The organism is Pseudomonas sp. B21-041, from assembly GCF_024748675.1.
GTDB classification, from domain to species: domain Bacteria; phylum Pseudomonadota; class Gammaproteobacteria; order Pseudomonadales; family Pseudomonadaceae; genus Aquipseudomonas; species Aquipseudomonas neuropathica.
In genome coordinates this window covers 6,034,200-6,060,770 of record NZ_CP087175.1, presented here as the reverse complement: position 1 = coordinate 6,060,770, position 26,571 = coordinate 6,034,200, and the positions used below count along the sequence as shown (strand labels likewise).

The window sequence follows — 26,571 nt, the reverse complement described above, 5'->3', positions numbered from 1 at the left end:
TTCTGGCGTCTGAGCCGGCCTCTTTGTGCTATTACCCATAGCCTGAATTTTCGGAACGCGTCCCTCGATGTCATCTCAAACTCAGCTCAAACCCACCCGCCGTTCACGTTTTGCCTTGCGTTGGTATGTCTGGCTGTTGCTGGTGATTGCCGCCGCTTATGCCGTGGCGTTTGCCATGCATTGGGATGATCGCGGTGTGCTCTGGCTGCAAGAGCGTTTCGAAAGCCAGGCCGGGCAGAAGGAAAGTATCTGGCTGCCGGACTATCGGGTGGTCATCGATGCCAAACCGCTAAAAGGGATGGAGAAGGACGAGGCTTCGGATCTGGCGTACAACCCGCAGACCAAAACGCTGTTTTCGGTGATGGGTAAAAACCCGTTTCTCGCCGAACTGACCTTGCAAGGTGATGTGCTGCGCAAGATGCCGCTGGTGGGCTGGAGCAATCCGGAAGGCCTGACGATGATGGAAAACGGCCTGATGGCCATCGTCGATGAGCGTCAGCACATGCTGTCGATCGTCAAGGTCGACGCCGATACCCGCGAATTGAACATCGCAGATTTCCCGAAATACGATCTAGGTCCGTCGAAAGACCAGAACAAAGCCTTCGAAGCCATCACTTGGGACGCTCGCAATCAGCAGCTGTTGCTGGGCGAGGAGCGGCCACCAGCGCTGTTCACCTGGAAAAGCGATGGCAGCCAGACCCTCAAGGGCGACAAGCAAAAACTCGTCAGTGATGAACTGGATATTCGCAACCTCTCGGCTTTGGCGATTGACCCGCGCACTCAACACACACTCGTGCTGTCCGCCGACTCGCATCTGCTGCTGGAGCTGGACGAGAAGGGCGAGCAGGTCAGCTTCATGACCCTGCTTGGCGGCTTCAACGGTCTGAAAAACACCATCCCGCGCGCCGAAGGCGTGACCATGGACGAGGCGGGCACGTTGTATATGGTCAGCGAGCCCAACCTGTTCTATCGCTTCGAGAAACAGAAATAGCAGCCTTTACAGATTCCAATGTAGGAGCTGCCGAAGGCTGCGATCTCTTGATCTTATGAACAGCAAGATCAAAAGATCGCAGCCTGCGGCAGCTCCTACACGGGTTGGCTTGTGGTTTGAGGCAAGTGGCCATTAAGCTTCAGTTCAGACGGGCGTGATATTTCATCCGCCTGTTTTGATCCCGAGCTCATCCGAATGCGTCGACTTGCCCGTCCCAAACCCCTGATTATCATCCTGTCGGTGATTGCCCTGATCGCATTGCTCGCGATCGGCCAATACATGCGGCTGTTCGAGCGCGCCTGGTTCAACTTGCACACTCTGTGGCAACCGCAGAGTAGCGAGTCGATTGGGCTGGATCAGTATCGCGTCGAGATTGAGGCGCGGGTGATTGACGGGCTGGACGACGATGTTTCGGCGCTGACCTTCGATCCAGTGCGCAAAAGCCTGTTCACTGTGACCAACAAGAATTCCGAGCTGGTCGAACTGTCGCTTGAAGGCAAGATCCTGCGGCGCATTGCCCTGATTGGTTTTGGCGATCCCGAAGCCGTCGAGTACATCAGCGCCGACACCTACGTGATCACTGATGAGCGTCAGCAGCGGCTGATCAAGATTCACTTGGAGGCAGGCACCACATTCCTCGACGCGGCGGACGCCGAGCAGATGACCCTCGGTGTGCATATGGCCAGCAACAAAGGTTTTGAAGGCCTGGCGTATGACTCGGTGGGCAAGCGCCTGTTTGTCGCGAAAGAGCGCAATCCGATGCTGATCTACGAAGTGCACGGCTTTCCGCACTTCAATCCGGAGAAGTCCTACGCGGTGCATGTGATCAACGATCCCAAGCGTGACGCCGGGATGTTTGTGCGCGATCTGTCGAGTTTGCAGTACGACGAGCGCAGCGGGCATTTGCTGGCACTGTCGGATGAGTCGCGGCTGATTCTGGAGCTCGATGTCGGCGGGCGCCCGTTGAGTACGATGTCCATCAGTGGCGGCCGGCAGGGTTTGAAGAAAACCGTGCCGCAGGCCGAAGGCATTGCGATGGATGATGACGGGACGTTGTATCTGGTGAGCGAGCCGAACCTGTTTTACGTCTTCAAAAAGCCAACCCCGAACTAACCAACACCACAAAACACTGTGGGAGCGAGCCTGCTCGCGAAGGCGTCGTGTCAGCCAATGAAAATGTTGGCTGAACTGGCGCTTTCGCGAGCAGGCTCGCTCCCACAGGTTTATTCGTCTGCCCATTAATTGCGGGCAGTCTGGGATTACTCAGCCTTCAGGGTTTTCACGCCTTCGCTAGTACCCAGCAGCAACAGGTCCGCCGGACGCGCCGCGAACAAGCCGTTGGTGACCACACCGACAATCGCATTGATCTGCGCTTCCAGCTCCACCGGGTTGGTGATCTGCAGGTTGAACACATCCAGAATGATGTTGCCGTTATCGGTCAAAACGCCTTCGCGGTACACCGGGTCGCCGCCCAGTTTCACCAATTGGCGCGCGACGTGGCTGCGGGCCATCGGGATCACTTCGACCGGCAGCGGGAACTCGCCCAGCACCGGCACCAGTTTGCTGGCGTCGGCGATGCAGATGAAGGTCTTGGCCACGGCTGCAACGATCTTCTCGCGGGTCAGCGCTGCGCCGCCGCCCTTGATCAGGTTCAGGTGCGCGTCGCTTTCATCGGCGCCGTCGACGTAGAACTCCAGGTCGCTGACGGTGTTCAGCTCATACACCGGAATCCCGTGACCCTTGAGGCGCGCGGCAGTGGCTTCGGAACTGGCCACCGCGCCATCGAAGGCGCCCTTGTGCTGGGCCAGGGCGTCGATGAAGCAGTTGGCGGTGGAGCCGGTGCCGACCCCGACGATGCTCTTGTCGTCGAGTTTCGGAAGGATGAAGTCGACGGCGGCCTGAGCCACTGCCTGTTTGAGTTGATCCTGGGTCATGCGGGCTCCGGAAGCGGGCAAGGTGAGAACGGAAAGGCCGGCATTATAGCCGCAAGCGAGGCTAAAACCTCTGGATTCGTGTGGTCGTCCGGCTGAAAGCCGGGTTAGACTCGTTGGTCCCGCCCAATCGCCAGTGATGCTTTCCGATGCTCGAACAGTACGTCAAAAAGATCCTCACCTCGCGCGTTTATGACGTTGCCGTAGAAACCCCGTTGCAGAACGCTCGCCAGCTCTCCGAGCGGCTGGGCAATGACATCTGGCTCAAGCGCGAAGACTTGCAGCCAGTGTTCTCGTTCAAGATTCGCGGCGCCTACAACAAACTCACCCAGCTGACTGACGAAGAGCGTGCCCGTGGCGTGGTCACTGCGTCGGCGGGCAACCATGCGCAAGGTCTGGCCCTGGCGGCGAAAGTGCTGGGCGTCAAAGCCACCATCGTCATGCCCAAGACCACCCCCGAGATCAAAGTCGAAGGCGTGCGCTCGCGTGGCGGCAAAGTAGTGCTGCACGGTGACTCGTTCCCGGAAGCTCTGGCGTACTCGCTGAAACTGGTCGATGAAAAAGGCTACGTCTACATCCACCCGTACGATGATCCGCACACCATTGCCGGGCAGGGCACCGTGGCGATGGAAATTCTGCGCCAGCACCCGCAGCCACTGGACGCGATTTTCGTTCCGGTCGGCGGCGGCGGCCTGATCGCCGGCATCGCTGCCTACGTGAAATACCTGCGCCCGGACATCAAAGTCATCGGTGTCGAGCCGGACGACTCCAACTGCCTGCAAGCGGCGATGGCCGCCGGTGAGCGTGTGGTGCTGCCGACCGTGGGCATCTTCGCCGACGGCGTGGCGGTGGCGCAGATCGGCCAGCACACCTTCGATATCTGCAAAGACTACGTCGATGAAGTGATCACCGTCAGCACTGACGAGATCTGTGCGGCTATCAAGGATATCTACGACGATACCCGCTCGATCACCGAACCTGCCGGCGCATTGGGCGTGGCCGGGATCAAGAAATACGTCGAGTTGCGTGGCGTCAGCGGCCAGACCTTCGTGGCCATCGACTCCGGCGCCAACGTCAACTTCGATCGCTTGCGCCACGTCGCCGAACGCGCCGAGCTGGGTGAAGGCCGCGAAGCGATAATCGCCGTGACCATCCCCGAGAAGGCCGGCAGCTTCAAGGCGTTCTGCGAAGCGATCGGCAAGCGCCAGATCACTGAATTCAACTATCGCTATAACACCGGTAGCGAAGCGCACATCTTCGTTGGTGTGCAGACCCACCCGGAAAACGACCCGCGCAGCGCATTGCTGGCGAGCCTGACCGAGCAGGGTTTCCCGGTGCTCGACCTGACCGACAACGAACTGGCCAAGCTGCACATCCGCCACATGGTCGGCGGCCACGCGGCGCACGTGATTGATGAAGTGGTGTTCCGCTTCGAGTTCCCGGAGCGTCCGGGCGCGCTGTTCAATTTCCTCAATAAGCTCGGTGGGCGCTGGAACATCTCGATGTTCCACTACCGCAACCACGGCGCTGCCGATGGTCGCGTGGTCGCCGGTCTGCAAGTACCGCACGACGAGCGTCATCTGGTGCCGGCGGCGCTTGAGGAAATCGGTTACCCGTACTGGGATGAAAGCGAAAACCCGGCCTATCAGCTGTTTCTTGGCTGAGCGGCTACGCTGATGGGCATGGCCCAAGGAAGAGAAATACATGGAAACCCTGACCACCCTGAAAGTCCTTCACGTCGCGGCGACCGTGGTCATACTCGCGAGCGGGCTGGGGCTTGCCGCCCTGACCTGGCGTAATCGCAGCGAAGGGCCGGCCAGCACGATGCAGCGTCCCTGGCTGTTTATCTGGTGTTTGATGCTGATCGGTATGCTCAGCATGCCTTTCACCGGCTGGTGGCTGGTGCACCTGATTGGCTGGCCATTGGGGCAGTTGTGGATTTTGGGGTCCAGCGTGATTTATGCCGTGGCCACGTTCAGTGCGGTCTGGCTGCTGGTGCGGCTTAATCGGCTGTGGACAACGGGGGTTGGCAACTGGAAATTCAATCTGGCCCTGGCGATTGTCAGCGGCGTCGGGTTTCTTGCCATTGCGGGGTTGATGGGGGCCAAGCCTGTTTAAGGCTTGAGGCCGAGTCGACCCAAATCGCTGGCAAGCCAGCTCCCACAGGGATTTTCGGTGAACACAGATTATGTGGACGACCGAGAAACCTGTGGGAGCTGGCTTGCCAGCGATGGCGTCATCAGTCGCGCAGAGTCATTACCGGCCAGCCGCGTTTTTCGGCTTCAGCGCGCAAATTCGGATCCGGATCAACCGCGACCGGATTCGCCACCTGCTCCAGCAACGGCAAATCATTCATCGAATCGCTATAGAAATAGCTGCCTTCCAGCGAATACCCGGTCTCTTCCAGCCAACGATTCAGCCGCGTCACCTTGCCCTCGCGAAAGCACGGAATGTCGGTGCTGCGCCCGCTATAACGGCCATCAACCATTTCACACTCGGTTGCGATCAGGGTTTCAACGCCCAGGCGCACAGCAATCGGCGCGGTGACGAAGCGGTTGGTCGCGGTGATGATCACCAGTTTGTCGCCGGCGTCCCGGTGTTTTTTCAGCAGTTCCAGCGCCTTCGGCAATACGATCGGCTCAATGCAGTCGCGCATGTAATCGTTGTGCCATTGCTCAAGCACGGCCATTTCGGTGCGGCCGAGGATCTCCAGGCAGAAGTTCAGGTACGCGGCGTTATCCAGTTTGCCGGCCAGGTAATCCTGATAAAACTCGTCGTTGCGAGCCTTGTACGCAATTGGGTCGAGGAAGCCGCGTTCACACAGATAGTCGCCCCAGGCGTGATCGCTGTCGCCGCCCAGAAGGGTGTTGTCCAAATCGAATAGAGCCAGGCGCATTGCAGTTACCCGCTGAAAAGTCAGTAAAAAGGCGACAAGAATACGGTCTTTTCACAAGAGTGCACATAAGGTAGGAAGCCTCGTTGCCGCCTTATCAACCTTTGTGGAACAATGCGGCGACATGCGTTTGCGAGGTTGTTGCCGTGATCGACCCCGATGGTTTCCGCCCCAATGTCGGGATCATTCTGACGAATGACGCCGGCCAGGTGCTATGGGCTCGCCGTATCAATCAAGATGCCTGGCAGTTTCCGCAAGGGGGAATCAACCCTGAAGAGACGCCGGAAGACGCCTTGTACCGCGAGCTGAACGAAGAAGTTGGCCTGGAACGTGAAGATGTTGAAATACTGGCCTGTACCCGGGGCTGGTTGCGCTATCGTTTGCCGCAACGTCTGGTGCGTACGCACAGCCAACCGCTGTGCATCGGCCAGAAACAGAAATGGTTTCTCCTGCGCCTGATCTCCAACGAGCAGCGGGTGCGGATGGATTTGACCGGTAAACCGGAGTTCGATGGCTGGCGCTGGGTCAGCTATTGGTATCCGTTGGGCCAGGTGGTGACATTCAAGCGCGAGGTGTATCGCCGCGCCCTCAAAGAGCTTGCCCCGCGCCTTTTAGCGCGCGACTGACGACGGAGTTCGACCCCGAGCCATGCTCAATACGCTGCGCAAGATCGTCCAGGAAGTTAACTCCGCCAAGGATCTCAAGGCGGCGTTGGGGATTATTGTGTTGCGCGTCAAAGAGGCCATGGGCAGCCAGGTCTGCTCGGTCTACCTGCTTGATCCCGAGACCAACCGCTTCGTCCTGATGGCCACCGAGGGCTTGAACAAGCGCTCGATCGGCAAGGTCAGCATGGCACCCAACGAAGGTCTGGTCGGTCTGGTCGGCACGCGTGAAGAACCCCTGAACCTCGAAAACGCTGCGGATCATCCGCGCTACCGTTACTTCGCCGAAACCGGTGAAGAACGTTACGCCTCGTTCCTCGGTGCACCGATCATTCACCACCGCCGCGTCGTCGGCGTGTTGGTTATCCAACAAAAAGAACGCCGCCAGTTCGACGAAGGTGAAGAAGCCTTCCTCGTGACCATGAGCGCACAGCTTGCAGGCGTTATCGCCCACGCCGAAGCCACCGGTTCGATCCGTGGTCTGGGCCGTCAGGGCAAAGGCATTCAGGAAGCCAAGTTCGTCGGCGTGCCGGGTTCGCCGGGGGCCGCAGTCGGTACTGCGGTGGTCATGCTGCCGCCGGCCGATCTCGACGTGGTGCCGGACAAGACCATCACCGACATCAATGCCGAACTGGCGCTGTTCAAGACCGCCATCGAAGGCGTGCGCGCCGACATGCGCGCGTTGTCCGCCAAACTCGCGACCCAACTGCGTCCGGAAGAGCGCGCACTGTTCGACGTCTACCTGATGATGCTCGACGATGCCTCGCTGGGCAGCGAAATCACCACCGTGATCAAGACTGGCCAGTGGGCGCAGGGCGCGCTGCGTCAGGTGGTCACTGAGCACGTCAACCGTTTCGAACTGATGGACGACGCCTACCTGCGTGAGCGTGCGTCGGACGTCAAAGACCTCGGTCGCCGCCTGCTCGCCTACTTGCAGGAAGAGCGACAGCAGAACCTGGTCTATCCGGAAAAAACCATTCTGGTCAGCGAAGAGCTGACGCCGGCGATGCTCGGCGAGGTGCCGGAAGGCACGCTGGTCGGTCTGGTTTCGGTACTCGGCTCGGGTAACTCGCACGTCGCGATTCTCGCCCGGGCCATGGGCATTCCGACGGTGATGGGTCTGGTCGACCTGCCGTACGCCAAGGTCGACGGCATCGAAATGATCGTCGATGGCACACGCGGCGAGGTCTACACCAACCCGAGCGAAGTGCTGCGCAAGCAGTTCGCCGAAGTCGTCGAAGAAGAGAAACAACTGGCGCTGGGCCTCGACACCCTGCGCGACCTACCGTGCGTGACCCTCGATGGCCACCGCATGCCGCTGTGGGTCAACACCGGCCTGCTGGCCGATGTGGCGCGGGCGCAGAAGCGTGGCGCCGAAGGTGTCGGCCTGTACCGCACCGAAGTGCCGTTCATGATCAACCAGCGCTTCCCGAGCGAGAAGGAACAACTGGCGATCTACCGCGAGCAACTCGCCGCGTTCCACCCGCAACCGGTGACCATGCGCAGCCTCGACATCGGCGGTGACAAGTCGCTGTCGTACTTCCCGATCAAGGAAGACAACCCGTTCCTCGGCTGGCGCGGCATTCGTGTGACTCTCGACCACCCTGAAATCTTCCTGGTGCAGACCCGCGCGATGCTCAAGGCCAGCGAAGGCCTGAACAACCTGCGGATTCTGCTGCCGATGATCTCCGGCACCCACGAACTCGAAGAAGCCCTGCACCTGATCCACCGGGCCTGGGGTGAAGTGCGCGACGAAGGCACCGACGTGCCGATGCCGCCGATCGGCGTGATGATCGAGATCCCGGCAGCGGTGTACCAGACCAAGGAGCTGGCGCGGATGGTCGACTTCCTGTCCGTCGGTTCCAACGACTTGACCCAGTATTTGCTGGCGGTCGACCGTAACAACCCGCGTGTGGCCGATCTCTACGACTACCTGCATCCGGCGGTGCTGCAAGCCCTGCAAACCGTGGTACGCGATGCCCATGCCGAAGGTAAACCGGTGAGTATCTGCGGCGAAATGGCCGGTGATCCGGCGGCGGCAGTGCTGTTGATGGCGATGGGTTTTGACAGTTTGTCGATGAACGCCACCAACTTGCCGAAGGTGAAGTGGATGCTGCGTCAGGTCAATCTGAGCAAGGCTCAGGAATTGCTGGCGGAGCTGATGACCATCGACAATCCGCAAGTTATCCACAGCTCGCTGCAATTGGCGCTGAAGAACCTTGGGTTGTCGAAGATGCATCCGCCGGCGGTGGTCAAGGCCCTCTGAAGATCAAAAGCCCCTCTGATCTGGCTTAATGATTCTGGACACCCCTAAAGGGCGTTAATCTACGCCCAACGATGAGGTGTGATTTGACCAGACGATATTTTTCAACAGATTTCAAACGGGATGCGGCTTGCCTGGTTTTGGATAAAGACTATTCGGTGAGTGAAGCCTGTGAAGCAATGGGCGTGGGCCCTACAGCTCTGCGCCGCTGGGTTGAACAACTGCGTGCGGAGCGCAGCGGCAAGACGCCTGAGAAGTCCAAGGCCATGACCGTTGACCAACAACGCATCCAAGAACTGGAAGCAACAATTCGACGGATTGAGCGCGAGAAGGAAATTTTAAAAAAGGCTACAGCTCTCTTGATGTCGGATTCCCTCGATCGGTAAGGCTGGTCGAGGAGTTAAGCGAGCAATATCCAAGATCCGAGTTGTGTGGCGTGTTTGGCATCAACCGCAGCAGTTATTACGAGCGTCTGAAACAGCGGGCGAAAGTGCATGTCGGGCGCGATCGCCTAAAGATCAAGGCTGCCGAATTACATGAGCAAAGTCGCGGCTCAATGGGCGCGCGCAGCCTGTCAAAAGCGCTGTGTAACGAAAAAGAGTCGGTAGGTCGTTACATGGCTCGTAGCCTGATGCGCGAGCTCGGTTTGAAGAGCCAGCAACGGCGCAGGCATCGGTACAAACCCAGCGGTGCGGAGGCGCAATACGCCCCCAATCATTTGGAGCGTAAATTCAATGTCGAGGCCCCCAATCGAGTGTGGTGTGGCGACGTGACTTACATTTGGGCCGGTACTTACTGGGTTTATCTGGCTGCTGTACTTGATCTGCATGCCCGCCGCATCGTCGGCTGGGCGATGTCCAGAAGTCCGGATTCAGCTCTGACCTGTCGAGCGTTAAAGATGGCTTTCGAGTCGCGAGGACGCCCTGAAAACCTAATGTTCCATTCGGATCAGGGCTGTCATTACAGCAGTAAAGTGTTTCGTGAAACGCTGGCGGACATGCGCATAAAACAAAGCATGAGTCGACGGGGAAACTGCTGGGATAACGCTCCGATGGAACGTTTCTTTGGCAGTTTGAAATCTGAATGGATACCCAAGGCTGGTTACCGAAACGAAGACGAAGCCAGCACCGATGTGTTGCGCTACCTGACCCACTATTACAATCGGATCAGGCTGCACAGTTACAACGGATATCGGACTCCGGTAGCAATGGAAGCCTTGGCAGCATGAGAAATGACCTAAACCCTATAACCGTGTCCAGTATCGTTTGACCAGATCACTCACCCTAGCCCTCTCCCGGAGGGAGAGGGGACTGATTGGGGGATGCTGCAGAACTCCGCCGACCTGAAAGTGCTTTGCTGGATCCATAATCGATTCAAACCGACTTGAGGTGTTGTGCTGAATCCATAATCGAACCGCACCGGGCTGGAAGTGCTGTGTTGAATCCATAATCGATTCACACCGACTTGAAAGTGCGTGTTGAATCCATAATCAACTCGGTCTTTCAGGTCGATGCATGGCTCAAGACACCTCGGTCGGCCCCCTCTCCCTTTGGGAGAGGGCTGGGGTGAGGGTTGGCTTTTAAGCTGTTATTTCCACTTCACCCAAATGCCCGCCATACGGCCCAAAACTCCGCTCCACCATCCGCCGCGCCCCATCCGCCTGCACAATCAACGCCGTACTCGCCCGCGTCCCGTAACTCTGGCTGGCGATAAACACGCTCGATAACAATGACTCCGTCGCCAGACCCACCCCAGTATCCGGCAACTCGGCAAACGGCGCGGTCTGCGCATCGCCCAGCAGCTCCATCAAGCGCTCAGGCTGCGGATCATCCAGCACTGCACTCAACGCAGCCTTGGCCTTGAGCAACTTCGGCCACGGCGTATCCAGCCCGGCATTCGACAGTCCGTAAACACCTGAATCCAGCATTACTGGTTCCGACATCCGCGCATTGAAGTGCCACAGCTCATGGCTGTTGCCGAGCAGCAGATTAAACCCGGCATATTCCGGCGCACGTCCGACCACATCGCTCAAATAATCATCAATCGACGCATCGTCGGTGAGAAATCGCGCCACCAACTCACCCCGTGACTTGCGCGCTGGCGGTTGATGCGGATCGCGGATATTGGTCAGCGCGGCAAAGCGTCCGTTGGCGCCAATCCCCAGCCAACTCCCGCCGGCCTCAAGATCACGTCCGGCATGCACATGCGGCGCTTCTGGCCATGGCGCCAGTGGCAGGCTTGGCCGGGCGTAGAACTCGTCACGGTTGGCCGCGACGATCAGCGGCTGGGCATGGCCCGGGCGCCAGGCGAAAACAATCAGGCACATAAGGTGGTCCTTGTGTGTGTTTTGCTCACTCTACGCATCCGGCGTCCGTGCATCCATCGCCAGTGGAGCCAAAGGGTGTGCATCCGTTACCATGCCGCTCCGGTTTTGCGGATGCGGTCTGGGGAGACGGTCATGGAATTTCTGCTCTATCTGGCGCTGGGCGCCTGTGCGGGCGTGCTGGCCGGGCTGTTCGGGGTTGGCGGCGGGATCATCATCGTGCCGGTGCTGGTGTTCAGTTTCACCTTGCAGGGCTTTGATCAGTCGATCCTCACCCATCTGGCGGTCGGGACGTCGCTGGCGACGATCATCTTCACCTCGGTCAACGCCGTGCGTGAGCATCACCGTCGAGGCGCAGTGCGCTGGCCGATCTTCATGTGGATGGCCGTCGGCATTCTGCTCGGTGCAGGTTTCGGCGCGCTGACTGCGGAAGCGATTTCCGGGCCGCACCTGCAAAAGATCATCGGCGTGTTTGCCTTGATCATCTCGGTGCAACTGGCGCTGGACATTAAACCCAAGGCCAGCCGAACGGTGCCGGGTAAACTCGGTCTGACCGTGGCCGGCAGTGTGATCGGTTGGGCCTCGGCGATTTTTGGCGTGGGCGGCGGTTCGCTGACCGTGCCGTTCCTGACCTGGCGCAGCGTGCCGATGCAGCAAGCCGTGGCAACCTCATCGGCCTGCGGTCTGCCGATCGCCCTTGTCAGTGCATTAAGTTTCATGATTCTGGGGTGGCACGATCCGTTGTTGCCACCGCATAGTCTCGGTTTTGTTTATTTACCGGCGCTGCTGGGCATCGCCCTGACCAGCATGGTCTTCGCCCGCATCGGCGCGCGTTTGGCGCACAGATTGTCGCCGCGCTTGCTGAAACGGCTGTTCGCCGCTTTGCTGTTCAGCGTGGGTCTGAGCTTCCTGCTTTAACCGCGTCGCAATCCTGGCTTAATCCTGAGGTGGCAGCGTCGCCCGGGAATTTTGGTTTCAACTCTAACGAGGAGTCGCAATGCTGCCTTACCCGCAGATCGACCCGGTGGCCCTGGCCATCGGTCCGCTGAAAATCCACTGGTACGGTCTGATGTACCTGATCGGCATCGGCGGTGCGTGGCTGCTGGCGTCGCGCCGGCTCAACCGTTTCGACCCGACCTGGACCAAGGAGAAACTCTCCGACATGGTCTTCTGGATGTCGATGGGCGTGATCGTCGGCGGACGTCTGGGTTACGTGCTGTTCTACGATCTGAGTGCCTACCTGGCCAACCCGACGCTGATTTTCGAAGTGTGGAAGGGCGGCATGTCGTTCCACGGCGGGTTCATTGGCGTAATGCTCGCAGCCTTGTGGTTCGGCAAGCGTAACGGCAAGTCGTTCTTCCAGTTGATGGACTTCGTCGCACCAATGGTGCCGATCGGCCTGGGTGCTGGGCGCATCGGTAACTTCATCAACGCCGAGTTGTGGGGTAAAGCCACCGACGTGCCGTGGGCGATGGTCTTCCCGCCGTTCAGCGATCCGGCGCAACTGCCGCGTCACCCGTCGCAGCTGTATCAGTTCGCGCTGGAAGGCGTGGCGCTGTTCCTGATCCTGTGGATTTTCTCGCGCAAACCGCGTCCGACCATGGCCGTTTCCGGCATGTTCGCGCTGTTCTACGGCATCTTCCGTTTCATCGTCGAGTTCGTCCGCGTGCCGGATGCGCAACTGGGCTACTTGGCCTGGAACTGGCTGACCATGGGCCAGGTGCTCTGCGTGCCGATGATCGTTGGCGGGCTGTTCCTGATCTGGCTGGCCTATCGTCGCGCGCCGGCAGCACCGCTCGCACCGACGGCTTAAACTACGAACCCCGGCGCGCGACGCCGGGGCTCAAAGGACACAGGTAACTCATGAAGCAATATCTCGAACTGGTCTCGCACGTCATTCAGAACGGCACCAAACAGGCCAACCGCACCGGTATCAACACCATCAGCTTCCCGGGTGCGATGCTGCGTTTCGATCTGCAGGAAGGTTTTCCGGCGATCACCACGCGCAAAATGGCCTTCAAATCGGCCATCGGCGAGATGTGCGGATTTTTGCGTGGCGTGAACAACGCCGCTGAATTCCGGGCGCTGGGCTGCAAGGTCTGGGACCAGAACGCCAACGAAAACGCGCAGTGGCTGGCCAACCCGTTCCGCCAGGGCGACGACGACCTCGGCGAAATCTACGGCGTGCAATGGCGCAAGTGGCCGGCGTACAAGCAGATCCCGCTGAGCAACACCGCCGCCATCGAACAAACGCTGAGCAACGGCTACAAGCAGATTGCTCAGGGCGAAGAAGACGGCCAGGCCTACGTGGTGCTGTACAAAGCCATCGACCAGGTGCGCCAGTGCGTCGATACGATCATCAACGATCCGGGTAGCCGCCGTATTCTGTTCCACGGCTGGAACGTCGCGCAGCTGGATGAAATGGCCCTGCCGCCGTGCCACCTGCTGTACCAGTTCCATCCGAATGTCGAGACCAAAGAGATCTCCCTGACCCTGTATATCCGCTCCAACGACCTGGGTCTGGGCACGCCGTTCAACCTCACCGAAGGCGCCGCGCTGCTGAGCCTGATCGGTCGCCTGACCGGCTACACGCCGCGCTGGTTCACCTATTTCATCGGTGATGCGCACGTCTACGAGAATCACCTGGACATGCTCAACGAACAGCTCAAGCGCGAGCCGTTCGCCATGCCTAAGCTGAAGATCTCGGATCGTGTGCCGGAGTTTGCCAAGACTGGCGTGTATCAGCCGGAATGGCTGGAGATGGTCGAGCCGAGCGATTTCTCGCTGGAAGGCTATGAGCATCACGCGCCGATGACCGCGCCAATGGCGGTCTAGTCAGCAGGATCGTTCCCACGCTCTGCGTGGGAATGAATCCCGTGACGCTCCGCGTCACTTAGGACGCGGAGCGTCCATGGCGGCATTCCCACGCGGAGCATGGGAACGAGCGCCAACGTCAGTGGCCGTGGCTGCGGCCTACGTGGGAGTGTTCAACTTCCGTCGCGACAACCCCGCCACTCACTTCCAGCCGCTGCAAAATCCCGCATTGATCGGCCATCGGCCCTTCTCCACAACGTTGGCGCAGGTCGAGCAGTTGCGTCTGCAACGCCAGCAACCCATCAATCCGCGCCTTCACATGCTGAATGTGCTCGTCGATCAGCGCATTGACGCTTTCGCACTGGTCTTGCGGACTGTCGCGCAAGGCGAGCAGGCTGCGGATTTCTTCGAGGGTCATGTCGAGGGTGCGGCAGTTGCGGATGAAGGTCAGGCGTTCGGCGTGGGCCTGGGTGTAGACGCGGTAGTTGCCGTCGCTGCGAGCCGGTTCCGGCAGGAGGTTTTCGCGCTCGTAGTAGCGGATGGTTTCCACGGCGCAGTCGGTGAGTTTGGCCAGTTCTCCGATCTTCATGACGACAATCTCCAAAAGGGTGCTTGACCCTATAGTGGCTACAGGGTCTTTACTTGGCAACAGGCACCTTCATGGACGCGACCAATGAGCGATTCCCAGCACACCCACAAGCCCGGCGACGGACACGATCACAGTCATAAATTGCAGCCTGTGCATAAACATTCCCATGGCGGCGATTCATGCTGCGGGCCGAAAGTTGCAGCCCCGGCACCGGTTCATTCGCACGAAGATTCCTGCTGCTCGTCGACAGCTGCCGCGCCTGCGTTGGTGCAACTGAGCGAGAAAACCAGCGCCGATGCGCGACTGAGCAGTTTCCGCATCGAGGCGATGGACTGCCCGACCGAGCAGACGCTGATTCAGAACAAGCTCGGCAAACTCGCCGGTGTGCAGCAACTGGAATTCAACCTGATCAACCGTGTGCTCGGCGTGACTCACAATCTGCCGGGCACCGAGCCCATCACCGAGGCGATCAAATCCCTCGGCATGCACGCCGAGCCGTTGGAGGCGGGCGTCGAAGCGCCAGCCCCGGCGCCAGTGAAAAAACACTGGTGGCCGCTGGCGTTGTCCGGTGTCGGCGCGCTTGCCGCCGAAGTCATCCACTTCACCAACGCCGCACCAACCTGGGTGGTGGCGATCATCGCGCTGGTGTCGATCCTCAGCGGTGGCCTGACCACCTATAAAAAGGGCTGGATCGCCCTGAAGAACCGCAACCTCAACATCAACGCACTGATGAGCATCGCCGTGACCGGTGCGATCCTCATCGGCCAGTGGCCGGAAGCGGCGATGGTGATGTTCCTGTTCACCGTCGCCGAGCTGATCGAAGCGCGCTCGCTGGACCGTGCGCGCAATGCGATCAGCGGTTTGATGCAGATGACGCCGGAGCAAGCCACGGTGTTGCAGGCTGACGGCAGCTGGATTGAGCAGGACGTGAAAAGCGTCGAACTCGGCGCCCGCGTGCGGGTGAAGCCGGGCGAGCGCATTGCGCTGGACGGCGAAGTGGCCAGCGGCAGTTCGACCATCGATCAAGCGCCGATCACCGGTGAGAGCCTGCCGGTAGAGAAAACCGTCGGTGACAAAGTCTTTGCTGGCACCATCAATCAGGCCGGTTCGCTGGAATACACGGTGACCGCAGCGGCGAACAATTCGACTCTGGCGCGCATCATTCACGCCGTCGAACAGGCCCAAGGTGCGCGCGCACCGACCCAGCGCTTCGTCGATCAATTTTCGAAAATCTACACGCCCGTGGTGTTCGTGTTTGCCTTGGCCGTGGCGATCATTCCGCCGCTGTTCATGGGCGCCGTGTGGTTCGACTGGATCTACCGCGCGTTGGTGTTGCTGGTGGTCGCGTGCCCATGTGCACTGGTGATTTCCACCCCGGTGACCATCGTCAGCGGCCTCGCGGCAGCGGCGCGCAAAGGCATTCTGGTCAAGGGCGGCGTGTACCTGGAGGGCGGTTTCAAGCTCGATTATCTGGCGCTGGATAAAACCGGGACGATTACCCACGGCAAACCGGTGCAGACCGATTACCTGTCCCTCGATCCAACTGCCGATGCCACGGCGCCGGCCATCGCCGCGGCGTTGGCCGGTCGTTCCGATCACCCGGTGTCGCTGGCCATCGCCAATGCCGCTGTGGATAAAAACTTCGCTGCGCTGAGTGTGGATAACTTCGAAGCACTGGGCGGGCGTGGCGTCAAAGGTGAAATCAACGGTCAGACCTACCACTTGGGCAACCATCGCTTGGTCGAAGAGTTGGGCCTATGCTCGCCCGCACTGGAAGAAAAACTCTTCGCGCTGGAGAAACAGGGTAAGTCAGTGGTGTTGCTGCTTGACGGCTCTGGCCCACTGGCTCTGTTCGCTGTGGCCGATACCGTCAAGGAATCCAGCCGCGAAGCGATCCGTCAGTTGCACGAACTTGGGGTGAAAACCCTGATGCTCACCGGCGACAACGTTCACACCGCCCAGGCGATTGCTGCGCAGGTCGGCATCGACGAGGCCCGTGGCGACTTGCTGCCGACCGACAAACTGCAAGCCATCGAAGACCTTTATGCACAAGGCCGGCGAGTTGGCATGGTCGGCGACGGCATCAATGACGCGCCGGCACTGGCCCGCGCCGAGATCGGTTTCGCCATGGCCGCTGCTGGTACCGACACTGCTATCGAAACCGCCGATGTCGCCCTGATGGACGACGATCTGCGCAAAATCCCGGCGTTCATCAGCCTGTCGCGCAATACCGCGAGCATCCTGAAACAGAACATCGCGTTGGCACTGGTGATCAAAGCTATCTTTCTTGGGGTAACCTTCGCCGGAGTCGCCACCATGTGGATGGCGGTGTTCGCCGACATGGGCGTGAGCCTGTTGGTGGTGTTCAACGGTTTGCGCCTGCTGCGCAAATAGATGAGGAAAGGTTGTGCTGAGTGCCGAGCTGAAAGCGTTTTACATGGTCGCTCGCCTGGGCAGCATCACGCTGGCGGCGAAAAAACTCGGCCTCAGCCAACCGACCGTGACCACGCAGATCCGCAATCTGGAGAGCCAGTATTCGGTGGAGTTGTTTTATCGCGGCGGTCGACGCCTGAGTGTCAGTGATGAAGGCGCGCGGTTGCTGCCGATGGTCAAAACACTGTTGCAGCAGGAGGCCGACATCGAGTTCTTCCTGCGCAACAGCGGTCAGGTGCAGGGCACTTTGCGCATCGCGGCGACGGCACCGTATTACATCCTCGATCTGGTGAAGACCTTTCGCGAGCGCCTGCCGCAAGTGGAAGTGTCGGTGGAAATCGGCAACTCGCAGCAAGTGCTGGAAGCGCTGGAGGATTACCGCGTGGACATCGCCGCGTCGTCGCAATTGCTCGATGACGCGCGGTTGATTCGTCGGGTGTTGGGCACTGATCCGCTGGTGCTGGCGGTGCATCGCAATCATCCGCTGGCGGCGCAGGAGCATGTGGCGTTGAGTGCGCTGGCCGGGCATACGTTGTTGATGCGTGAATCCGGTTCAACCACACGGCGGCTGACGGAAGAGTTGCTCGCGAGTGCCGGGGTGAGCTTCGGGCCGTTGCTGGAGATTGGTAGTCGTGAGTCTATCCGTGAGGCGGTGTTGCGCAATATCGGCATCAGTATCATTGCCCGCCAGGAAGTGCCGCATGACCCGCAGTTGCGCGTGCTGACGATCGAAAATGCGCCGCAAATTCCCGAATATCTCTATTGCCTGAAAGAGCGCAAGGGCGCGCGGTTGCCGGCGGCGTTTCTTGGGTTGGCGCAGGAAATGTCCCCTGCGTAATGATCGTTCCCACGCTCAGCGTGGGAATGCAGCCCGGGACGCTCTGCGTCCCAAGAGCCGAACGCGGAGCGTCCGATGAGGCATTCCCACGCAGAGCGTGGGAACGATCGGTAGTGAACCAAAATCCCCGAATACCACTATCACCAGTTTTTGCCTCACTGCCACATGACGGACGCATTACAACTCTAGGATTGGCCTCATCTGCTTGATGAGGTCTGTCCATGAATCCTGCCATCGCAACTGCCCTGACCAACCCCGGTGCGCCGATGAAAGTGCGCGGCGTACAGAAACGCTTCGGCGCTTTCACCGCGCTGGATAATGTGTCCCTCGACGTCGCCGCCGGTGAGTTGGTGTGCCTGCTCGGCCCGTCGGGCTGCGGCAAGACCACGTTGCTGCGTTGCATCGCCGGTCTGGAAAAGCAGGACAGCGGCGAGTTGTACCTCGGCGATCGCGATGTCTCGCACCTCGCCCCGCAAGCCCGCGACTACGGGATTCTGTTCCAGTCCTACGCACTGTTCCCCAATCTGACCGTCGAGGCGAATATTGCCTACGGCCTTGCTGGCAGCGGGCGCGACGAAGTGCGCCAGCGCGTCGGCCAGATGCTCGAACTGGTCGGCCTCACCGGCAGCGAGAAAAAGTACCCCGGCCAATTGTCCGGCGGCCAGCAGCAACGCGTCGCGCTGGCCCGCGCTCTGGCGCCGGCACCGTCGCTGCTGTTGCTCGACGAACCGATGTCCGCCCTCGACGCCCGCGTCCGCGAGCATCTGTGCACCGAGCTGCGCCAACTGCAACGCAACCTCGGCATCACCACGCTGATGGTCACGCACAATCAGGACGAAGCCATGCTGATGGCCGACCGCATCGCCGTGATGAACAACGGCCGCGTCGAGCAGTACGCCACGCCGCAGGAAATCTACAACCGCCCGGCCACGCCGTTCGTGGCCGAGTTTGTCGGCCAGGGTAACTGGCTGCCGTTCCAGCGCAGCAGCGCCAGCCACGCCAGGGTTGGCGGGATGGATGTGCGTCTGGCGGATGGCAGTGTGAGCGGCGCCTCGGGCCGACTGTTCTGCCGCCCGGAAGCGATCAACGTCAATCCGCTGGTGCATGAGGAAAACCTGTTCCCGGCCAAAGTCCGCGAGATCACCTTCCTCGGCAACCGCTGCCGCATGAGCTTCGAACTCGATCAGTTGCCCGGCCACGCCTTGCTCGCCGAACTCGCCCCGGAAGCCATGCCGCGCCTCGGCGCCCAGCAAATCATGGTCGCCTTGCCGCCGCGCAGCCTGCAGGTGTTTGCCTGATGAACAGCAATCTCGCGCTGCCGCTACCGCACAAGCAGGTGCGCCAGACTTCGAAAGCCGAGATCGGCGACCGCATTTTTGTCGTCGGCGGCAAAGTTGTCTTGCTGCTGTTGCTCGGCGTCGCGGTGTTGCTGCCGTTGCTGGCGATCTTCTGGCGCGGCTTCAGCAGTGAAGCCGGGCAGGGCGGTGGCTGGCTCGCGGCGAAGGAGTTGGTGAGCAGCGAGAATTTCCACTGGCTGCTCGGCAACAGCCTGAAAGTTTCCCTCAGCGTCGCGGCCATCGTCGTACCGCTGGCCTACCTGTTTGCCTACGCGCTGCAACGCACGCTGATTCCGGCGAAAGGCATCTGGCGCGGGATTTCCCTGCTGCCGCTGATGGCGCCGTCGATGCTGCCGGGGATTGCGCTGGTCTATCTGTTCGGCAACCAAGGCATGTTGCGCGGGCTGCTCTCGGACAACATCTATGGATTCTGGGGGATTGTGCTGGGTGAGGTGATTTACACCTTCCCGCATGCGCTGATGATTCTGCTCTCGGCATTGTCGCTGGCCGATGCGCGCTTGTTCGATGCGGCGTCGAGCATGGGCGCCAGTCCCGCCAAGGCTTTCCGCAGCATCACCTGGCCGGCCACTCGCCAAGCGGTGTTTGCCGCGTTCTGTCTGGTGTTCACCCTGACCATCACCGATTTCGGCGTGCCGGTGGTGGTCGGTGGCGACTATCAAGTGCTGGCGCTGGAAGCTTACAAAGCCGTGGTCGGCCAACAGCAGTTCGGTCGCGGCGCGTTGATTGGCATGGTGCTGTTGCTGCCGGCGCTGTTCAGCTTCGGCGTCGATGCGTGGTTGCGTCGGCGACACGGCGATTCCATGAGCGGGCGTGCACAGGTGTTCAAACCGGCACCGTCGAAAGTGCGCGATGGCTGCTATCTGGCGATTGTTTTGCTGATCAGCGCCGCGTTGATTCTGGTGTTCGGCATGGCGGTGTTTTCCTCGCTGGTGAAGTTCTGGCCGTACAACCTGTCGCTGTCACTCAACCATTACCAGTTCAACGAAACCGCTGGCGGTGGCTGGCTGGCCTACAGCAACAGTTTGAAGATGGCTTTGGGCACGGCGTTGATCGGCAGCGTGCTGATTTTCACCGGCGCTTACCTGATGGAGAAAACCCGCACTCAGCGAGGCCTCAATCTGACCTTGCGCATGCTCAGTTTTGTGCCGATGGCGGTGCCAGGGCTGGTGCTCGGTCTGGGTTACGTCTTCTTCTTCAACCTCACGGGTAACCCTCTGCATGTGCTCTACGGGACGATGACGCTGCTGATCGTCTGCACGATTGCGCACTACCTGACCACCGCACAAATGACCGCGACCACCGCGCTGCGCCAACTCGACGCCGAGTTCGAGGCGGCAGCGCTGTCGCTGAAGGCGCCGCTGTATCGCCACTACCTGCGCGTCACCCTGCCGATCTGCCTGCCGGCGCTGCTGGACATTGTGCGCTACCTGTTCGTCTCGGCGATGACCACCGTGTCGGCGGCGATCTTCCTTTACAGCCCCGACACCATCCTCGCGGCGGTCGCGGTGCTGAACATGGATGACGCCGGCAACGTTGGCGGTGCGGCGGCGATGTCGACCCTGATTCTGTTCACCTCGGCGGGCGTGTCCTTGCTGCTGGCGTGGGCTTCGCGCGGCTTGCTGCGCCGTTCTCAAGCCTGGCGGCAAACCGCGCCCGGTCACTGATTCAACTCACTTACAGGAAAACGATCATGTTCAAGCCTATGGCCCTGGCCGCTGCTGTGCTCGCTACTTTTAGCCTGAATGCCTTCGCGGCAAAAACCGAGTTGACGGTGTACACCGCCCTCGAGGCCGAGCAACTGAAGTCCTACAAAGAAGCCTTCGAAAAGGCCAACCCGGACGTCGAGATCAAATGGGTGCGTGATTCCACCGGGATCATCACCGCCAAACTGCTCGCCGAAAAGGCCCGTCCGCAGGCTGACGCGGTTTGGGGCCTGGCGGCTTCCAGTCTGGCGATCCTCGATCAGCAAGGCATGCTGCAGAGCTACGCGCCAAAGGACCTCGGCAAGATCGGCGCGAACTACCGTGACGCCGCTAACCCGCCAGCCTGGGTCGGCATGGACGTCTGGGCCGCGACCATTTGCTTCAACACCGTCGAGGCCGAGAAGCAGGGCCTGAGCAAGCCCGTGAGCTGGCAGGATCTGACCAAGCCTGAGTACAAGGGCAAGATCGTCATGCCCAACCCGGCGTCGTCCGGCACCGGTTTCCTCGACGTCAGCGCCTGGCTGCAAACCTTCGGCGAGAAGCAGGGCTGGGCCTATATGGACGGTCTGCACCAGAACATCGGCCAGTACGTTCACTCCGGTTCCAAGCCTTGCAAACTGGCAGCGGCGGGGGAATTCCCGATTGGTATTTCCTTTGAATACCCGGCGGTACAGCTCAAGCGTCAGGGCGCACCGCTGGACATCATCCTGCCGAAGGAAGGCCTGGGTTGGGAGATCGAAGCGACGGCGGTGATCAAAGGTACGCCGCATGAAGAGGCAGCCAAGAAGCTGGCTGACTTCTCGGCGAGTGCTGAGGCGATGGATCTGTACAAGGAGAACTTCGCTGTCCTCGCGCAGCCAGGGATCGCCAAGCCGCAGACCGAATTGCCGGCGGATTACGAGCAGCGCCTGATCAAGAACGACTTTGCCTGGGCGTCGAAGAATCGCGACGAGATCCTCACTGAATGGCGCAAGCGCTATGACGGCAAGTCCGAGAAAGTCGCCGCCAAGTAACCGTTGCCGATCGTTCCCACGCTCCGCGTGGGAATGAATCCCGTGACGCTCCGCGTCACTATGGACGCAGAGCGTCCTTGGCTGCATTCCCACGCAGAGCGTGGGAACGATCATTGAGGTAGCTTCATGACACAACAACAAGACTTGCTGATCGTCGGCGCCGGCATTCTGGGCCTGTCCCACGCCTACGCCGCCGCCAAACGCGGTCTCAAGGTCGCCGTCTTCGAACGCACCGCCACGCCGCTGGGCGCCTCGGTGCGCAACTTCGGCCAAGCCTTGGTCACCGGCCAACCGCCGGGCCCAATGCTCGAGCTGGCCAAAGCCAGTCGCGAAATATGGGGTGGCTGGGCGCAGCTCGCCGGTTTGCAAATCAAGCGCAACGGTTCCTATCTGCTCGCCCGCACTGAAGCCGAAGAACATCTGCTCGAAGCCTTCTGCAACGGTCGCGCCGTGGAACACGGTTACAACATTCAGTTGCTGCGCGGCGCTGCCTTGCGCGATCTGTATCACGGTCAGTTCAGCCACCACCGTGCCGCTTTGCACGGCATGGACGATCAACAGCTGTATTCGCGCGAAGCGATTCCGGCACTGATCGATTATCTGCGCCGCGACCTTGGTGTGGAGTTTCATTTCTCCACGCTGGTGCGCGACGTCGAACCGGGGCGTCTGCACAGCACCGTCGGCAGCTTCACGGCGAAGCAGATTATCGTCTGCTCCGGCCACGATTATCAGACTTTGCTGGCCGAGCCGATTGCCGCACTCGACCCGCAAATCTGCCGCCTGCAAATGCTCCGCGCCAAACCGCAGACCGAACTGAATCTGCAACACGCCTTGCTCACCGGCCTCAGCTGCGTGCATTACGGCGCCTTCGCCGATCTGCCGGAAGCGGCGGCGGTGCAGGCGCAAATCCTCCATGAGCAACCGCACCTGCACGACAACGGTATTCACCTGCTGATCAGCCCGACGCCGTACGGCGAGCTGATCATCGGCGACTCGCACCATTACGGCAGCGATCCTTCCCCGTTCAACGCCGAGCAAGTGGACAACTGGATGCTCGAACTGGCCGAGCAGACGCTGGGCTGCAAGGTGCAAGTGGTCGAGCGCTGGCAGGGCGTCTATGGTTCCCGGGGGCCGGGGCCGTTCTCGTTCCTGCGCCCGGCACCCGGGTTGAGTGTGGCGCTGATGCACACCGGCGTCGGCATGAGCGTCGGCCCGGCGTTGGCGGAGCGCAATATCGCGCAGTTGCTGGAGGAAGATTGATGACAGGTCACGAGCAAGTCGTCGCCCGGGTGTTCGGCTTGTATGAACGCTATGGCACTAGCGATTACATCGGCGAGCCGGTGTCGCAGATCGAGCACATGTCCCAGGCCGCTGAGTTGGCGATGGCCGAAGGCTTCGATGACGAAGTGGTGCTGGCGGCGTTCTTCCATGACATCGGCCACCTGTGTGCCGAGGGCGCGGAAAACATGGGCGGGTATGGCGTGGTCAGTCATGAACGGCTGGGTGCGGACTATTTGCGTGAGGCCGGGTTCAGCGAGCGCATGGCGCGGCTGGTGGAATATCACGTGCAGGCCAAGCGGTATCTGACGTTGCGTGAGCCGGGGTATTTTGATCGGCTGAGTGAGGCGAGTCGGCGGACGCTGGCGTATCAGGGCGGGGTGATGACGGAGGCTGAGGCTGATGAGTTTGCGCGGGATCCGTTGTGTGCGGTCAGTCTGCGGATGCGCCAGTGGGATGAGCTGGCCAAGGAGATGGCGGTGCCGGTGATGGATCTTGGGGTTTTGAAGCGTAAGGCTGCGAGATTGTTGTCTACTGTGTGATTGTCGCCCTCACCCCAGCCCTCTCCCGGAGGGAGAGGGAGCCGATTTTCATGCCTTTCAAACCTGAGTTCGACTGGATATCTCAGGTCGACGTATGACGGAAGAACAACACGGTCAGCTCCCTTTCCCTCTGGGAGAGGGCTGGGGTGAGGGTCGGCGTCTACAGCTCAAGCACCTTCCCCACCAACGCCTCAATCTGCTCCTGCCTTTCCGCTTGATTCAATTTCGCCTGCGGATTGAGCGACGACCACTGCGGATGCGCCCGCGCCTTGCTCAATGCCTCCGGCAACTTGCCCTCGCGCCAGGTCTTGTCCTGCGGTGTTGCCACCTGAATGCTGTCCATCGCCGCATGCCCACGCTGATCCAGCGCCAACACCAACTGCCGCTGACGCAACGCCAGCAGCCGCAACACCCCGTCATCCACCGTCAGCTCACGCTGCCCTTTGATCTTGCCCAGCAAGCGACTGCCATAACTACGCGCCGTCTGCAGCGCACCACCGGCAATCGCCCCAGCCAACGCCGCAGCGCCGAGGGTAATCCCGCCAACCAGCAAATCCACGCCAGCCCCCGCCGCCGCACCGGCAGCAATGCCGCCACCCACGCGCACGCCGAGTTGCTTTAAGGTCTCAGGGTTGAACAAATCATCGCCCCAACGTCCATCCAGCAGCGGCAAATCACTCGCCGCCGCATCTTGCGGGCGGAACGCATACAGCTTGAGCAGCGCCTCAACACACTTCTGCTCACGCTGGCGCACAGCTTTGCGCAGTTCACTGATCGCCTGCTGTTCCTGCTCGGCTTCACTGACCACACTGCGCCGACACGCGGCGCAGTCGATCAACAATTCAGCAATCAATCGCGCCGCACTTTGCTGACGGGCAAGGCGCTGAGCCTGCTGATCGGCAATCAACCGCTCCAATTGTGGCCGAGCATTCTCCAGCAACAACGCGAGACTTTCGTACAGCCGTCGCTCGCCATCCTCCGGCGGCGCCACACTGTCGAAACGCACAAGCGCATGCAGTCCGAGCCGCGCCAAAGCCTCACGCCAATCCGGCTCGCGATGGTTGGCGCTGCTGACAAAATTCAGTACCGGCAGCAGCGGTTTGCCGCAACTGGCGAGTACTTCCAGCTCATCGCGATACTTGGCCAACACCGGTTCGCGGGCGTCGATCACATACAAACCGGCGTCGGAAGCAAGCAGTTGCCGTAGCACTTTCGCCTCCTGCTCGAAACGCTGGCGCGCTTCGCTGCCGTCGAGAAACCGCGCCAGCCGCGCCGGGCCATCGAGGCGTTCGCCGGGCCGCTCCAGTCGTTCGAGAAAATCCAGCAGAGCGATCGCATCTTCCAGGCCAGGCGTGTCGTAGAGGTCGAGTAACGGCTCGCCGTCCACCGACAACCGCGCACCTTCGACATGCCGCGTGGTGCTCGGGCGATGGGAGACTTCGCCGAAGCCGACATCGCGGGTCAGCGTGCGTAGCAGCGAGGTTTTGCCGACGTTGGTGTGGCCGACCACCGCGAGTTTCAGCGGCGCTTTCCAGGCATCAGTCATGGCCACTCTCCAGCCAGTTCAACGGCGCGCAATCGGCAAACGGCAGATCCAGCTGTTGCAGCGCGGTGTGCCAGTCGCCGAGGCGCTCGGCATCCAGTGCTTCGCCCGGCGGCGCTTGCAGCAGCCACACGCGAGTCTCGCCCGCGCTGCGCGCTAGTTCAGCGATCAAGGCGAGGCTGCCGCGATCCGGCGAGCGCCGTGGGTCGCAGGCAATCGCCAGACGTGCCGGTGGAAAACGGCTGAGTTGATCGAGGAGTTTGTGGCGTGATTCGCGGCTGTCGAGGATGCCGGCGTTGCTGACATTCTTTGGCAGCGCGGGCGGCCATGGGCGTTGTTCGTCAAGTTCGATGGCCACCAGCAATGCGCCTTCACTGGCGAATTCGCCGACGGCGCTTTCGACGCGGTGCAATTGTGCCGGCTCCGGATCGTTGACGCCGAGGCGTTCGCTGGTTGGCATCAGACGTTCGCGCAGTTGCGCGTAGCCGGGCAGGTTCAAGTCCAGACGCAAGCGATCCCGACCACGCTTCCAGCGCCAACGGCAGAACAGCATCAGCAGCAGACGGGGTAGCACGCCATAGATCAGCACCGCGCCGACCAGCCATATCGCCCACATCTGGCGAACCAGGACGCGGTTGTAATCGGTGTCCAGCGTCACGCGAATCATGTCCACGCTCGGCGCACTCCAGCCCAGCGCATGGGGAATGACCGTCAACGCATCAGTCAGTGCCGCGAAGAAGTCTGCGCCCAGCAGCGTGCTTTCCCAGATGAAGTCATATTGCCGAGTGGCCATCATCAATATCAGCATGCTTAGCGCGCTGAACATGATCAGCAGCCACAGGCCATTGACCAGCGTGCCAATCGCCCAGCGATTGAGTTTGTGGCGTTGCAGCAAGACCAGTAATGCGGGGGGTAACTGCGCGGCCTTGGCGTCCCGGGCAAATTTTTCGCTGAGCCACAGCCACAGGCGGCCGAGCGCTGCTCCGTGTTCGCCAGCGAAAAGCAGACCCAGCGCCCAGCTCAGCAGGAGGATCAGATTGACCCCGAGCAAGGTGCCCAGCGCCCAGAAAATATTGACCGCTCGTGTGCCGTCGCCGAGCGCAGAAAATGCCATGCCTGCGCCAGTGACGCAGGCCAGTAGCGCCATTAGCACCAGCGCCAGACGCGCGCCTTGCAGCCAGTGTTTGAGGGCTGCCGTCAGCCCGTCACGCTCGGCCAGCCATAAAGCCCGGCGTTGAATGCGGCTCGGCAGATCGCCGCCGGCCGTGCGCGCCAGTCGGTTGGCTTCCAGATCTTCCAAGGGGCCTGCGTGTTCTTCGCGCAGGCGCACGGTCTCGGTCAGCCAGAGGTTTTGCAGTGGAGTCAGTTCAGTCACGCGGCGTCCCGTCGCTTAAATG

Annotated in this window: 23 protein-coding genes; 17 read left to right on the top strand and 6 right to left on the bottom strand. The window is 60.6% G+C overall.

Annotation, left to right across the window (positions count from 1 at the left end; translation table 11 throughout):
• Positions 1–67 precede the first annotated feature (67 nt).
• Together LOY43_RS27070 and LOY43_RS27065 are read left to right on the top strand one after the other, a co-directional pair.
• Complete coding sequence (locus tag LOY43_RS27070) at positions 68–991, top strand: SdiA-regulated domain-containing protein (protein WP_095049425.1); 924 nt, start codon at positions 68–70, stop codon at positions 989–991.
• A gap of 195 nt (positions 992–1,186) precedes the next feature.
• A complete protein-coding gene (locus LOY43_RS27065; protein WP_095125830.1) occupies positions 1,187–2,104 on the top strand; it encodes an SdiA-regulated domain-containing protein in 918 nt (305 codons plus the stop codon).
• 146 nt (positions 2,105–2,250) lie between these two features.
• On the opposite strand, the gene rpiA is transcribed toward LOY43_RS27065, so the two are convergent.
• Entirely contained in the window at positions 2,251–2,925 is a 675-nt protein-coding gene (gene rpiA, locus LOY43_RS27060; RefSeq protein ID WP_007913886.1) for a ribose-5-phosphate isomerase RpiA, read from the bottom strand.
• Positions 2,926–3,071: 146 nt separating this feature from the next.
• Between rpiA and ilvA the strand changes: the two genes are divergently transcribed.
• Complete coding sequence (gene ilvA, locus LOY43_RS27055) at positions 3,072–4,586, top strand: threonine ammonia-lyase, biosynthetic (protein WP_041072159.1); 1,515 nt, start codon at positions 3,072–3,074, stop codon at positions 4,584–4,586.
• Positions 4,587–4,626: 40 nt separating this feature from the next.
• A complete protein-coding gene (locus LOY43_RS27050) occupies positions 4,627–5,040 on the top strand; it encodes a DUF2269 family protein (protein ID WP_095049427.1) in 414 nt (137 codons plus the stop codon).
• A 121-nt stretch (positions 5,041–5,161) separates the two neighbouring features.
• Here the strand turns inward: LOY43_RS27050 and LOY43_RS27045 are convergent, their stop codons facing one another.
• A complete protein-coding gene (locus LOY43_RS27045) occupies positions 5,162–5,818 on the bottom strand; it encodes an HAD family phosphatase (RefSeq protein WP_258708954.1) in 657 nt (218 codons plus the stop codon).
• Between the two features lie 143 nt (positions 5,819–5,961).
• Here LOY43_RS27045 and LOY43_RS27040 point away from each other — a divergent pair, with 143 nt between their 5' ends.
• The 3 genes from LOY43_RS27040 to LOY43_RS27030 all read left to right on the top strand — a co-directional run bounded on the left by LOY43_RS27040 (position 5,962) and on the right by LOY43_RS27030 (position 9,968).
• Complete coding sequence (locus LOY43_RS27040) at positions 5,962–6,441, top strand: RNA pyrophosphohydrolase (protein WP_003229203.1); 480 nt, start codon at positions 5,962–5,964, stop codon at positions 6,439–6,441.
• A gap of 22 nt (positions 6,442–6,463) precedes the next feature.
• Positions 6,464–8,743: a phosphoenolpyruvate--protein phosphotransferase gene (gene ptsP, locus LOY43_RS27035; protein ID WP_007913900.1), complete on the top strand. Its 2,280-nt coding sequence runs from the start codon at positions 6,464–6,466 to the stop codon at positions 8,741–8,743.
• A gap of 71 nt (positions 8,744–8,814) precedes the next feature.
• A protein-coding gene (locus tag LOY43_RS27030; protein WP_320413737.1) for an IS3 family transposase occupies positions 8,815–9,968 on the top strand; the annotation gives its coding sequence in 2 pieces (ribosomal slippage) (positions 8,815–9,088 and positions 9,088–9,968; 1,155 coding nt in all).
• Between the two features lie 351 nt (positions 9,969–10,319).
• Here the strand turns inward: LOY43_RS27030 and LOY43_RS27025 are convergent.
• Entirely contained in the window at positions 10,320–11,066 is a 747-nt protein-coding gene (locus LOY43_RS27025) for an NRDE family protein (RefSeq protein ID WP_258708953.1), read from the bottom strand.
• Positions 11,067–11,198: 132 nt separating this feature from the next.
• Between LOY43_RS27025 and LOY43_RS27020 the strand changes: the two genes are divergently transcribed.
• From LOY43_RS27020 to LOY43_RS27010, 3 genes are all read left to right on the top strand, one after another.
• The gene (locus LOY43_RS27020) at positions 11,199–11,981 is read left to right on the top strand and encodes a sulfite exporter TauE/SafE family protein (protein WP_016983201.1); all 783 of its coding nucleotides are present in this window, start codon (positions 11,199–11,201) and stop codon (positions 11,979–11,981) included.
• 79 nt (positions 11,982–12,060) lie between these two features.
• Positions 12,061–12,876 (top strand): prolipoprotein diacylglyceryl transferase, encoded by an 816-nt coding sequence (gene lgt / locus LOY43_RS27015; protein WP_007913003.1) that lies wholly within the window; start codon positions 12,061–12,063, stop codon positions 12,874–12,876.
• Between the two features lie 50 nt (positions 12,877–12,926).
• Positions 12,927–13,898: a thymidylate synthase gene (locus LOY43_RS27010; protein WP_258708952.1), complete on the top strand. Its 972-nt coding sequence runs from the start codon at positions 12,927–12,929 to the stop codon at positions 13,896–13,898.
• 118 nt (positions 13,899–14,016) lie between these two features.
• Here LOY43_RS27010 and cadR read toward each other — a convergent pair whose 3' ends face one another.
• Complete coding sequence (gene cadR, locus LOY43_RS27005) at positions 14,017–14,466, bottom strand: Cd(II)/Pb(II)-responsive transcriptional regulator (RefSeq protein WP_007912999.1); 450 nt, start codon at positions 14,464–14,466, stop codon at positions 14,017–14,019.
• Between the two features lie 84 nt (positions 14,467–14,550).
• Between cadR and LOY43_RS27000 the strand changes: the two genes are divergently transcribed.
• From LOY43_RS27000 to LOY43_RS26970, 7 genes are all read left to right on the top strand, one after another.
• Positions 14,551–16,860, top strand: a complete 2,310-nt coding sequence (locus LOY43_RS27000) for a heavy metal translocating P-type ATPase (RefSeq protein WP_258708951.1) — start codon at positions 14,551–14,553, stop codon at positions 16,858–16,860.
• Positions 16,861–16,873: 13 nt separating this feature from the next.
• A complete protein-coding gene (locus LOY43_RS26995) occupies positions 16,874–17,737 on the top strand; it encodes a LysR family transcriptional regulator (RefSeq protein ID WP_064116303.1) in 864 nt (287 codons plus the stop codon).
• Between the two features lie 221 nt (positions 17,738–17,958).
• Positions 17,959–19,035, top strand: a complete 1,077-nt coding sequence (locus LOY43_RS26990; RefSeq protein ID WP_095049431.1) for a putative 2-aminoethylphosphonate ABC transporter ATP-binding protein — start codon at positions 17,959–17,961, stop codon at positions 19,033–19,035.
• The gene (locus LOY43_RS26985; protein ID WP_258708950.1) at positions 19,035–20,759 is read left to right on the top strand and encodes a putative 2-aminoethylphosphonate ABC transporter permease subunit; all 1,725 of its coding nucleotides are present in this window, start codon (positions 19,035–19,037) and stop codon (positions 20,757–20,759) included. The genes LOY43_RS26990 and LOY43_RS26985 overlap by 1 nt, the downstream gene beginning before the upstream one ends.
• A 26-nt stretch (positions 20,760–20,785) precedes the next feature.
• A complete protein-coding gene (locus LOY43_RS26980; protein WP_034153698.1) occupies positions 20,786–21,811 on the top strand; it encodes a putative 2-aminoethylphosphonate ABC transporter substrate-binding protein in 1,026 nt (341 codons plus the stop codon).
• 126 nt (positions 21,812–21,937) lie between these two features.
• Positions 21,938–23,071, top strand: coding sequence for a TIGR03364 family FAD-dependent oxidoreductase (locus LOY43_RS26975; RefSeq protein WP_258708949.1), 1,134 nt, complete (start codon positions 21,938–21,940; stop codon positions 23,069–23,071).
• Positions 23,071–23,631: a phosphonate degradation HD-domain oxygenase gene (locus LOY43_RS26970; protein ID WP_095049435.1), complete on the top strand. Its 561-nt coding sequence runs from the start codon at positions 23,071–23,073 to the stop codon at positions 23,629–23,631. Before LOY43_RS26975 ends, LOY43_RS26970 begins: the two co-directional genes overlap by 1 nt.
• A gap of 160 nt (positions 23,632–23,791) precedes the next feature.
• On the opposite strand, the gene LOY43_RS26965 is transcribed toward LOY43_RS26970, so the two are convergent.
• Together LOY43_RS26965 and LOY43_RS26960 are read right to left on the bottom strand one after the other, a co-directional pair.
• The gene (locus tag LOY43_RS26965; RefSeq protein WP_095049436.1) at positions 23,792–25,177 is read right to left on the bottom strand and encodes a GTPase/DUF3482 domain-containing protein; all 1,386 of its coding nucleotides are present in this window, start codon (positions 25,175–25,177) and stop codon (positions 23,792–23,794) included.
• Positions 25,170–26,549, bottom strand: a complete 1,380-nt coding sequence (locus LOY43_RS26960; protein ID WP_258708948.1) for a DUF2868 domain-containing protein — start codon at positions 26,547–26,549, stop codon at positions 25,170–25,172. The genes LOY43_RS26965 and LOY43_RS26960 overlap by 8 nt, the downstream gene beginning before the upstream one ends.
• Positions 26,550–26,571 lie beyond the last annotated feature (22 nt).